The 11,088-nt window shown below is 65.7% G+C and carries 6 protein-coding genes and 1 tRNA gene; 6 read left to right on the forward strand and 1 reads right to left on the reverse strand.

From position 1 onward, the window contains the following. The first annotated feature begins 198 nt into the window (after positions 1-198). The 5 genes from ACERNI_RS05085 to ACERNI_RS05105 all read left to right on the forward strand — a co-directional run bounded on the left by ACERNI_RS05085 (position 199) and on the right by ACERNI_RS05105 (position 8,489). Positions 199-1,617: an aldehyde dehydrogenase family protein gene (locus tag ACERNI_RS05085; RefSeq protein ID WP_448832195.1), complete on the forward strand. Its 1,419-nt coding sequence runs from the start codon at positions 199-201 to the stop codon at positions 1,615-1,617. A gap of 631 nt (positions 1,618-2,248) precedes the next feature. Continuing rightward, positions 2,249-4,021 (forward strand): N-acetylglutaminylglutamine amidotransferase, encoded by a 1,773-nt coding sequence (locus ACERNI_RS05090; protein WP_448832196.1) that lies wholly within the window; start codon positions 2,249-2,251, stop codon positions 4,019-4,021. A 14-nt stretch (positions 4,022-4,035) separates the two neighbouring features. Further along, entirely contained in the window at positions 4,036-5,829 is a 1,794-nt protein-coding gene (gene ngg / locus ACERNI_RS05095; protein ID WP_448832197.1) for an N-acetylglutaminylglutamine synthetase, read from the forward strand. Positions 5,830-5,873: 44 nt separating this feature from the next. Continuing rightward, on the forward strand, positions 5,874-7,046 hold the full coding sequence (locus ACERNI_RS05100; protein WP_448832198.1) for an osmoprotectant NAGGN system M42 family peptidase: 1,173 nt from the start codon (positions 5,874-5,876) through the stop codon (positions 7,044-7,046). A gap of 1,026 nt (positions 7,047-8,072) precedes the next feature. After that, positions 8,073-8,489 (forward strand): DUF1801 domain-containing protein, encoded by a 417-nt coding sequence (locus ACERNI_RS05105; protein WP_448832199.1) that lies wholly within the window; start codon positions 8,073-8,075, stop codon positions 8,487-8,489. Positions 8,490-8,590: 101 nt separating this feature from the next. Here ACERNI_RS05105 and ACERNI_RS05110 read toward each other — a convergent pair. After that, positions 8,591-8,666 (reverse strand) — tRNA-Thr (locus ACERNI_RS05110). A 514-nt stretch (positions 8,667-9,180) separates the two neighbouring features. Between ACERNI_RS05110 and ACERNI_RS05115 the strand changes: the two genes are divergently transcribed. Beyond that, the gene (locus ACERNI_RS05115; protein WP_448832200.1) at positions 9,181-10,839 is read left to right on the forward strand and encodes an FMN-binding glutamate synthase family protein; all 1,659 of its coding nucleotides are present in this window, start codon (positions 9,181-9,183) and stop codon (positions 10,837-10,839) included. The last annotated feature ends 249 nt before the right edge of the window (positions 10,840-11,088 follow it).

Consider the following 11,088-nt stretch of genomic DNA (forward strand, 5'->3'; position numbering starts at 1 on the left):
CGCCGGGCCTGCCTGCTCCGGCGGGTTCTGCCTGCCCTGGCGGGTTCTGCCTGCCCTGGCGATCGCGCGGGGCCCGGGAAAGCCACCGGGAAAAATTCGGTCGCCCTGCGCCGGAATATTGCTCTATCGTCCTGGGCCGACGCACTGGCGCGCGACGCTACATCCGCTTCGACGACATGCCTTGAAGGGGGATACGTCATGAATTTCAACGACGCCTATGAAATGACCATCAATGGCCGCGGCGTGGCGGCCTCCGCCACCATCGACGTGGTCAATCCCGCCACCGGCGAAATGTTCGCCAAAGCGCCAGACTGCTCGCCGCAGCAGCTTGATGAAGCCGTCGCCACCGCCCGCGCCGCCTTCAAATCCTGGCGCAACACGCCGATCGAAGAGCGCCAGGCGATGGTGCGCAAGGCCGGCGAGGCGCTCGCCGCCAACGCCGAAGCCCTCGCCCGCCTGTTCACCCGTGAGCAGGGCCGCCCGGTCGACGCCGCGCTGACCGAAGTGCATGGCGCCGCCCAGTGGATGCAGGCGGTGTCGCAGATGAGCCCGCCGGTGCATGTGTCGGAGGATTCCGACGCCCAGTTCATCGAAACGCGTTATGTGCCGCTCGGCGTCATCTGCGCCATCGCCCCGTGGAATTTCCCGGTCACCCTGGCCATGTGGAAGGTCGCCCCGGCGCTGGTCGCCGGCAACACAATGGTGCTGAAGCCCTCGCCGTTCACGCCCCTGTGCACGCTGAAGATCGGCGAGCTGTTCCGCGACATCTTCCCGCCAGGCGTGCTCAACATCATCTCCGGCGGCGACCAGCTCGGCCCGCAGATGACCTCGCACCCGGGCTTCGCCAAGATTTCCTTCACCGGCTCCACCGCCACCGGCAAGAGCGTGCTGGCCTCGGCGGCGAAGGACCTGAAGCGCGTCACCCTGGAGCTGGGCGGCAACGACGCCGCCATCGTCATGCCGGACGTCGACCTCGACGCCGTCGCCCAGAAGATTTTCTTCGGCGCCTTCTACAACACGGCGCAGATCTGCGTCGCCACCAAGCGGCTTTACGTGCACGAGGACGTTTATGACGGCCTGCGCGACCGTCTCGCCGCCATCGCCAAAGCGGTGAAGGTGGGCGACGGCGCCGAGCAGGGCACGGTGCTGGGGCCGATCCAGAACCAGCGCCAGTACGAGCGGGTGATGAACCTGCTGGAGGATGCGAAGAAGAGCAACCTCACCCTGCTGCAGGGCGCGGACGTGCCCGCCAACGGCGGCTATTTCATCCCGGTCACCATCGTCGACAATCCGCCGGAGGATTCGCGGGTGGTGCAGGAAGAGGCTTTTGGCCCGATCCTGCCCATGCTGAAGTTCAGCGACGTCGATGACGTCATCGACCGCGCCAATGCCAGCGACTACGGCCTCGCCGGCGCCGTCTGGTCGAAAGACACCGACAAGGCGGTGGAGATCGCCCGCCGCATCGAAACCGGCACGGTGTGGATCAACCAGAACCTGAACCTGCGCCCGGACACCGCCTTCGGCGGCCACAAGCAGAGCGGTTTCGGCGTCGAGAACGGCATGGAAGGCCTGCTCGAGTATATGGTCCCGCAGGCGATCTACGTGGCGCGCGGCTGAGGCTGACTTCCCCGTCTGCCGCGGGAGCCGCGGCGGGCTTCATGGATGGGGCCCCGCTGCGCGGGAAGAAGCCTGTTGAACACAGAAAGCCTGGGCCCCGGCGGGACATCTCCCCGCCGTTGGCCAGAGGCCCGGCATCCGGATCACGCGAGGCGTCGCCGCCTCGCGTGTTTTTTTTCGTAAACGCGAACGCCGGCGCGGGCTTCCGGCTTTGGCTCCTGGACACCGCCCGGGCTCGGAGCTTGGGACCTGAAGCCTTGGCTTGGGCCTGGGCCTGGGACTTTGGCTTGGAACTTGGGGCTGCCCTCCACGACGCCCCACCGGGGACGCGGCCCGTCCTTTCAATTCTCCAGATCAGCCCGCCCCACCACCCGCATGTCTGCCGAATACAGAAAAAGCAGGTATAGATTTCGCTTCAGCCATTAGCGTTTATTTTTGATATTTGTAAATTCTTCCTGATATTTTATTCGAGTTCTGAAATCGAATAATTCAATCATTTGCCATTTGCATGAATTCATCGAAAAAAAATATGGAACAATTTTTATCTGCAGACGTTTCTCAACCGCATTCTTTTTTCGTTTCGCGTCCATCACGGGCGCGCTGACGCAACGACTGACAGGAGCATTGCGGTATGTGTGGAATTTGCGGTGAAGTTACCTTTAACAGCACGCAAGCCTCACCAGCCGCCATCGCAGCCATGAACCAGGTTCTGGCGCCGCGCGGCCCGGACGCCGGGGGCGTGGTGGCGCGGGAGCGCTGGGCGCTCGGTCATCGTCGCCTGCAGATCATTGATCTGTCGGCCCGCTCCGAACAGCCAATGACCACCCCCGACATTGGCCTCACCGGCGTGTTCAACGGCTGCATCTACAATTACCAGGAGCTGCGCGCCGAACTTGAAGCGCTGGGCCACCGCTTCTTCTCAGAAGGCGACACCGAGGTGGTGCTGCGCGCCTACGCCCAGTGGGGCCTGGATTTTGCCAGTCATCTCACCGGCATGTTCGCCATCGCCATCATCGAGCGCGACAGCGGCCGGCTGATCCTGGCGCGCGATCGCCTTGGCATCAAACCCCTGTACGTGGCCCGCTCCGCCGGCGGCCTGCGCTTCGCCTCGACCCTGCCGGCGCTGCTCGCCGGCGGCAGCGTCGATACGTCGATCGACCCGGTCGCCTTCCGCTTTTACATGAGCTTCCACGCCGTGGTTCCGCCGCCGCGCACCATTCTGAACGGCGTCAGGAAGCTGCCTCCGGCCACCATCCGCGTCATCGACGCAGACGGGACGGAGACGGACCACCTCTACTGGCGCGTCTCCCATGAACGCTCGCGCGAGGACGCCGCCCGCCCGGCGGCGGAATGGCGCGAGATGCTGAAGGCGTCGCTGACAGAGGCGGTGCGCCGGCGCATGGTGGCGGATGTGCCGGTGGGCGTGCTGCTGTCCGGGGGCGTCGATTCCAGCCTGATCGTCGGCCTGCTCGACGAACTGGGCCAGAAGGACCTGCGCACCTTCTCCATCGGCTTCGAGGCGGCCAATCAGGAATCCGGCGACGAGTTCGTCTATTCCGACCTGATTGCCAGCCACTTCCACACGCAACACACCAAAATCTTTGTGCCATCGGCGGATCTGCTCGGCGCCCTGCCAGGCGCGATCAGCTCCATGTCCGAGCCCATGGTGTCCTACGATAACGTCGCTTTTTACATGCTGTCGCGCGAGGTCGCGAAGCACGTCCGCGTCGTGCAGAGCGGCCAGGGCGCCGATGAAGTGTTTGCCGGCTATCACTGGTATCCGCCAATGGCCAACGCGCCCGATCCCGTCGCCGCTTACGCCAGGGCCTTCTTCGACCGCGACAACGCCACGCTGAACCAGCAGATCGGCCCGGCGTACGCCGGCGACGATGTGGCGCTGGCCTTCGTGCGCGAACAGTTCGCCCAGCCCGGCGCCGACGACCCGGTGGACAAGGCGCTGCGCCTCGACACCAACGTCATGCTGGTCGACGACCCGGTGAAGCGCGTCGACAACATGACCATGGCCGCCGGCCTCGAAGCCCGCGTGCCGTTCCTCGATCACGACCTGGTGGAGCTGGCGGCGCGCATTCCCGCCAGCCTCAAGCTGGCGGACGGCGGCAAGGGCATCCTGAAGGACGTGGCGCGCACGGTGATTCCATCGCAGGTGATCGACCGGCCCAAGGGCTACTTCCCGGTGCCGGCGCTCAAATATCTCGACGGGCCATATCTCGAGCTGGCGCGCGGCGCGCTCGGCTCCACGGCGGCGCGCCAGCGCGGCCTGTTCCGGAAGGAGTGGCTGGAGACGCTGTTCGCCGACCCCCGCGCCCACATCACGCCCCTGCGCGGCTCGGAGCTGTGGCAGGCGGCGCTTCTGGAAATGTGGCTGCAGACCCAGGGCGTCTGAGGGAGGTCACGGCGATGAATGATGCGAAAACCGGGGCGAAGAACAGCGCCCGCGAACGCAAGAACCGCTCGCGCATGCTGGCCCACCGCATGCAGCGGCTGCGCGAACATGGCCTGAAGCCACCGATGGAGCACGATCAGGAACCGTCTGGCGAAAACGTCACGCTGGAATGCGGCTGGGGGCGGCTGCTGTTCAGCCACACGTTCCGCACGCCTGAGGACCTGGCGGCGGCGATGCGCGCCGAAAAGCCCGGCCAGCGCGACATCGCTGTCTATATCCGAGATCCGCATGTGGCGATCGCAGCCGCGCCGCAGGAGCTGTTTCTCGACCCCTCGCACACCTACCGGCTTGATCTGGCGACCTACCGTCCGGAACACCGGCGCGGGCGCGGCTTCACCATCCGCCGGCTGTCGTCGATGGCCGAGGCGGACGCGGTCAACAATATCTACCTGCGCCGCAAGATGGCCCCTGTGCGGCCCGACTTCTTCCTGTCAAAGGCGCGCAACGCCCGCGCCCTGATCCATCTCGTCGCCATCGATCAGGACACCAGGCGCGTGCTCGGCACGGTGACCGGCGTCGATCACTCCCGCATCGAGGGCGTCTCCGAAGCCGGCTCCTCCCTGTGGTGCCTGGCGGTCGATCCTCAGGCGCCGCGCCCCGGAGTCGGCGAGGCGCTGACGCGCCATCTCGCCAGCCTGTTCCATGCGCGCGGCGCGCCCTGGATGGACCTCTCGGTCCTGCACGACAACGCCCAGGCCATCGCGCTTTACGAAAAGCTGGGTTTCGTGCGCGTGCCGTTCTTCTCGGTGAAGCACAAGAACCCGATCAACGAGCCCCTTTTCATCGGCCAGCCAGCCGGGGAAGAGCAACTCAACCCCTACGCCGCCATCATCGTTCAGGAAGCGCGCCGCCGTGGCCTGCTGGTCGAGGTCACCGACGCCGGGGGCGGCTTCTTCCGCATCACCCACGGCGGCCGTTCGGTCCACTGTCGCGAGAGCCTCAGCGAGTTGACCTCGGCGGTAGCCATGTCGATCTGCGACGACAAGCAGGTAACGCGCCGCTTCGTCGAAGCGGCGGGCGTGCGCGTGCCAGACCAGATCGAGGCCGACGACATCGAGGGGGTCGATGCCTTTGTGGCGCGGCACGGCAAGGTGGTGATCAAGCCGGCGCGCGGCGAGCAGGGCAAGGGCGTGGCCGTCGGCCTCGACGCCAGTGACGACATAGCCGGGGCCATCGCCGCCGCCCGCGCCTTCAGCGACCGGGTGCTGGTGGAGCAATATGTGGAAGGGCAGGACCTGCGCCTCGTGGTCATTGACTACCAGGTGGTGGCGGCGGCGATCCGCAGCCCGGCCAGCATCATCGGCGATGGCCAGCACACCATCGTCGACCTGATCGAGCGGCAGAGCCGCCGTCGCGCCGCCGCGACCGGCGGCGAGTCGCGGATTCCGCTGGACAACGAAACCCGCCGCTGCGTCGCCGCCGCCGGCTACGCCATGCGCAACGTGCTGCCGCCCGGCGTCGAACTGCAGGTGCGCAACACCGCCAACCTGCACACCGGGGGGGCGATCCACGACGTCACCGGCTCGGTGCATCCGGCGCTGGCGGAAGCGGCCGTGAAGGCGGCGCGCGCCATCAACATTCCAGTCACCGGCGTTGATTTCATCGTCCCGAACCCGGCCGGAGCGGACTACGTCTTCATCGAGGCCAATGAACGCCCCGGCCTCGCCAACCACGAGCCGCAACCGACAGCCCAGCGCTTCGTCGACCTGCTGTTCCCGCACTCGCTCCCGGCAGCATCCCGGCCATAAGCCGCTGCGCCAGACATTGCTCCATCAGGAGACCAGGCTTTTCCATGACCCGCATGCCAACGGATCCAGCCCCGACGCCGGCAGAATCTGCCCGGCCCGTGATCGACACCGTCTATCTTTGCAATGTCCTGCGCCGTCTGCTGGATATTCCCAGCCCCTCTGGCTTCACCGACAACGTGGTCCGCGCCTGTTGCGAGGAACTGTCGGCGCTGGGCGTCAATTATGAGATCACCAGGCGCGGGGCCATCCGCGCCTGCCTGTACGGCGAAAGCCGCCGCCCGGCGCGGGCCGTCATCGGCCACCTCGACACGCTGGGCGCCCAGGTGCGGGCGCTGAAGGACAATGGCCGGCTCGAGCTGGTTTCGATCGGCACATGGTCGGCCAGATTCGCCGAAGGGGCGCGCTGCACCGTACTCATGGAGAACGGCTCGTGTCGCGGCACCATCCTGCCGCTGAAAGCGTCCGGGCACCGGTTTGGCGATGAGGTCGACTCACAATCCACCAGTTGGGACAACATCGAACTGCGCATTGATGAGCATGCGGCCACCCGCGCCGATCTGGAGCATATCGGAGTCGCCATCGGCGATGTGGTGACGATTGATCCGCAGCCAGAATTTCTGGACAACGGCTTCATCGTTTCGCGCCACCTCGACGACAAGGCCGGCGTGGCGGCAATGCTGGCGGCGATCAAGGCGCTGGCGGACGACATAAAAGAAACCGGCCGGCGTCCGCCGGTCGACACCTGGTTCATCTTCTCGATCACCGAGGAGATCGGCGTCGGCGCCGCCGCCGTACTCACGGGCGACATCGCCTCCATGGTCACCGTCGACAATGGCGTCACCGCGCCGGGCCAGAACAGCCGGGAAACCGGCGTCACCATCGCCATGGCGGATATGGGCGGACCGTTCGACTACCACCTGACGCGCAAGCTGATCCGGCTGTGCCAGGACAACGCCATCGCATTCCAGCGCGACATCTTCCGCTACTACCGCTCCGACAGCGCCTCCGCGATCGTCGCCGGCCATGACGTGCGCACCGCGCTGATTACCTTCGGCGTCGACGCCAGCCACGGCTATGAGCGCATCCACCTTGATGCGCTGCGCTCGGTCGCTGCACTGACCGCGGCCTACGTCAGCAGCGACATCGAGATCGAGCGCGACGCTGTCGACCTTGGCCCCCTGACCGGATTCACCACCCAGCCAACGGCGGAAGACTGAAATGAACCCTGATGCTGTCCCGCTGTCGCGGGAAGGAGGCGGACGGCTGCCCTGGCCATCGCCTTCCGGCGTTGTCCTAGCTGTTATCCGCGCCGTTGCCGGATGAGCAGCGCCGCCAGGCTTGTGAAAATCACCGCAATCAAAACCGTTTCAACCAGTACCTCTGTTCCCATGATGTCGGCTTCAGCGCCTTCTGCTGTTGTTACTGGCGCCATAGTGCCCGCACTGGCAGGTGCGCTTATGTGCGCGTGCGCATGGCGTAGCCCGGCGCGATGCGGCAGATTGACAGGGGCAACTGAACTGATTCGCCTGCATGGCGCCTCGCGCGGCCGCCTGGTTCACACCGCTGGCTCCACGGACGCTGGAATGCCGGTTTGATCTCCCGCCAGTCGCGCATCATGGCGCGCAAGTGAGGTGTTGCTGGCGGCGCCCGCCTGATCGCGCCACGGCCCCGCAGTCCCCCAGCCGTTGTCCGGACACAGACAGCCGCCTGGTTTCCGCGATGCAACAGGCCGCCCATCGGGGCAACCCGCCAACTTTCCAGCCGCCTGACCGCCGGAGCAAGACCAAAGCGCAGATGTGCCGGCCCCTGACGTGACGTTCTGGTCAGGCCGCGCGCGTTTCTCCTGGCGTGTGTCAGTTCCCGCATCGCGGGCAGGCAGGCCCCTGCGGGCGCGGATGTCCTCACAGGCCTCCTCGTGGAGGGCGACGAGGTTGGCGCCGCGGGTCCGGTCGCGGATCGTCATCGCCTGCCGGTAGGCCGCGAGGGCCGCCGTGAGCGCATCGCGGTCTTCAGGAGACGGCGCCAGCGCCATTGCGGGCCTGTCGATCATGCCGTCAACTCAAAGCGCGGTTTTGGTGCTTTCAAGGAAAACACACGTCCGGACTGGCGCATTGTTCCGCGAAATCAGGACTTTGCGGGACCCGGACGCCGGCAGGGGCGGACTTGACCCGGCGCAGGAAAGGTCATGAAATTCAGAAGCTCCGGCTCATGAACGGAGAATGCGCGATGACCGGGAATGCGTCATGACCAGTCCGCCCGTTCCCGCGCCCGTGGCCGAAGCGCTGGCGCGCTTTCCGGCGCCGGTGCGGGCCCGGCTGCATGAAATCCGTGAACTGGTGTTTGCGACGGCCGCCAGGGATGAAAGCGTGGGACCGCTTTGCGAAACCCTGAAATGGGGCGAGCCAGCCTATCTGACGCAGACAAGCCGGAGCGGTGTCACCATCAGATTGGGAGCGACAAAGGCCAATCCGGACAAATGCGCCGTGCTGTTCAATTGCAGAACGCCGCTGGTCGCCATGTTCCGGGAGCAGTTTGCCACGGACTTCGATTTTGAAGGCAACCGCGCGTTGCTCATTGCAACCTCAGGCCGCCTGCCATCGGAACCGCTGGCGCTTTGCCTGCATATGGCGCTCACCTGGCGTCGCCGGAAGAAACCATGAGCCGACCCGGCGCATGGATGCCCGACCAGCCGCCAGCGAAGCGCATGGCGCTGATGTGCAAGGCAACCCGCCTGAAAACGTCAATTTTTCTGAAGGGAAAGTGGTGCCGCTTAGGTGACTCGAACACCTGACCCCATCATTACGAATGATGTGCTCTACCAACTGAGCTAAAGCGGCTTCCGGGCGCTTCCTTGCCCCAAACGGCGGGTATTTGCAAGGGCCATCCGCCGCAAATCACAGGCTGTGCGGTCACGCACGGACAACAATCGCTCAATCAGGAACAAAACCGGCCGTCAGAACCAGTCAGGAACCGCTTCCGGCGCGTTCTTGCGGTCGCGCCGGCGGTCGTCCTTATGAAGTCATAAGGGGCTACGCTGCTGAATAGCCCCAATTTGGCGGCTCCCGGCGCTCGCCGCCGGACGTTGCCATGACCTGAGGCGCCAATGTCGCTATGTTCCGGGCAAAATTCGCCGCATGCCGCGCGCCCTGAACATGTGCAGCAGGGCTGGCGGCGCTTCGCATCCAGCCTGGCGGGGCCTCCTACTCAAGCTGGCGGCGCCTCCTGCCCAAGCTGGCGGCGCCTCCCCCAAACTGGCGGCGCCTCGCCCGGAAAAAGCGGGCGCATGAGGAAACCTGACAGAATCCGGCTTCAGGTCAGGCGGATTTTGTCGAACGGCAGGAAGGCCAATCCATGCGGAACTTACTCAGGCTGAAGCTTCTCGGCCGTTACGCCATTTTCGTCTGCTGCATCGTTCTGATGGTTCTGTGCGGCCTGTTTGCCGATCATCTGTTGCTCGGCCGGCTCTGGGCCTGGCTGTTCGCGGCGCTGACCCTGGTGGGCGTCTATGATCTGCTGCAAACCCGCCACGCCATCACCCGCAACTATCCGGTGATCGGCCACATGCGCTTCATTTTCGAGGCGGTGCGCCCGGAGATGCGCCAGTATTTCTTTGAGACCGACGCGGAAAGCCTGCCGTTCTCGCGGGCACAGCGCTCGCTGGTCTACCAGCGCGCCAAGGCCGAAGCCGACCAGCGCCCGTTCGGCACCACGCTCGATACCTATGCGGACCGCTACGAGTTCATGGGCCATTCCATCCGCACCGCCCCGCTGGCAGACCCGAAGACCTTCCGCACCACCATCGGCAACGCCCAGTGCAGCCAGCCCTACTCGGGGTCGGTGCTCAATATATCGGCCATGAGCTTCGGCGCCCTCAGCGCCAACGCCATCATGTCGCTGAACCGTGGCGCCAAACTTGGCGAGTTCAGCCAGGACACCGGCGAAGGCAGCGTCAGCCCCTATCATTTGCGCCATGGCGGCGATCTCGTGTGGCAGATCGCCAGCGGCTATTTTGGCTGCCGCAACCCGGATGGCTCGTTCTCGCCGGAAAAATTCGCCGCCCGCGCCACCGATCCGCGCATCCGCATGATCGAGATCAAGCTCAGCCAGGGCGCCAAGCCAGGGCACGGAGGCATTTTGCCGGCAACCAAAATCACGCCGGAAATCGCCGAAACCCGTGGCGTGCCCATGGGGCATGACTGCGTCTCGCCGCCATCGCACAGCCGGTTCCATACGCCGCTGGAAATGATGGCCTTCGTCAGGGAACTGCGCGAACTGTCCGGCGGCAAGCCGGTGGGCTTCAAGCTGTCCATCGGCCAGCCGTGGGAGTTCATGGCCATCGTCAAGGCGATGCTGGAGACGGGAACCGTTCCCGATTTCGTTGTGGTCGATGGCTCCGAAGGCGGCACCGGCTCGGCGCCGGTGGAATTCACCGACAATATGGGCGTGCCGCTGCGCGAGGCGCTGCTGTTTGTTCACAACACCCTTGTCGGCGCCGGCCTGCGCGACCAGATCCGCATCGGGGCCGCCGGCAAGATCATCTCGGCATTCGACATGGCCTGCGCCATGGCGCTGGGGGCGGACTGGATCAACAGCGCCCGCGGCTTCATGTTCGCCATCGGCTGCATCCAGTCGCGCAGCTGCCACACCAACCACTGCCCGACCGGCGTCGCCACCCAGGATCCCCTGCGCCAGCGCGCTGTTGTGATCACTGACAAGGCCCAGCGCGTCGCCAATTTCCATCGCAGCACCCTGCACGCGCTGGCGGAGCTGCTGGCGGCTGCGGGCCTGCGTCACCCATCCGAAATCGCGCCACACCATATTGCGCGCCGGGTCAATTCAACGGAAATCCGGCTGTTCTCGCATCTGTTCCCGTTCCTGGAGCGCGGCGAATTGCTCAGCGGCGGCGAAGCCCATCCATTCTACGCTGACGCCTGGCGCATCGCCCGCGCCGACAGCTTCGCCCCTGCCGAGGCCCCGCGCACCGCTATCCGGGTCAAGGCGGCGGCCTGACGCGCGGGAGGGGATGCGCGGAAGGGGGTGCGTGGGAGGCGGCGCTCTGAACGGAGCGGAGCTTCCCCCTCCTTCCTGGGGAGCTTCCGCCTCCTTCCTGGGGTGAGGCGATTTCCGAGCCCGGCCAGACCAGACCTGCCAGCCCTGCCAGACCTGCCATGTCAGCCCCGCGAGCCCCGCTCCAGCCGGAGCGGACGCCGGTTCACGCCGGGAAAACAATTCAGGCGGAACGTCGCCGTCCCGCCTGAA

This window comes from Camelimonas sp. ID_303_24, assembly GCF_053543495.1.

Coding starts and splice junctions, on each gene's coding strand:
- ACERNI_RS05115 (WP_448832200.1), top strand. CDS start 9,181: ATGCGGAACTTACTCAGGCTGAAGCTTCTCGGCCGTTACGCCATTTTC.
- ACERNI_RS05105 (WP_448832199.1), top strand. CDS start 8,073: ATGACCAGTCCGCCCGTTCCCGCGCCCGTGGCCGAAGCGCTGGCGCGC.
- ngg (WP_448832197.1), top strand. CDS start 4,036: ATGAATGATGCGAAAACCGGGGCGAAGAACAGCGCCCGCGAACGCAAG.
- ACERNI_RS05085 (WP_448832195.1), top strand. CDS start 199: ATGAATTTCAACGACGCCTATGAAATGACCATCAATGGCCGCGGCGTG.
- ACERNI_RS05090 (WP_448832196.1), top strand. CDS start 2,249: ATGTGTGGAATTTGCGGTGAAGTTACCTTTAACAGCACGCAAGCCTCA.
- ACERNI_RS05100 (WP_448832198.1), top strand. CDS start 5,874: ATGACCCGCATGCCAACGGATCCAGCCCCGACGCCGGCAGAATCTGCC.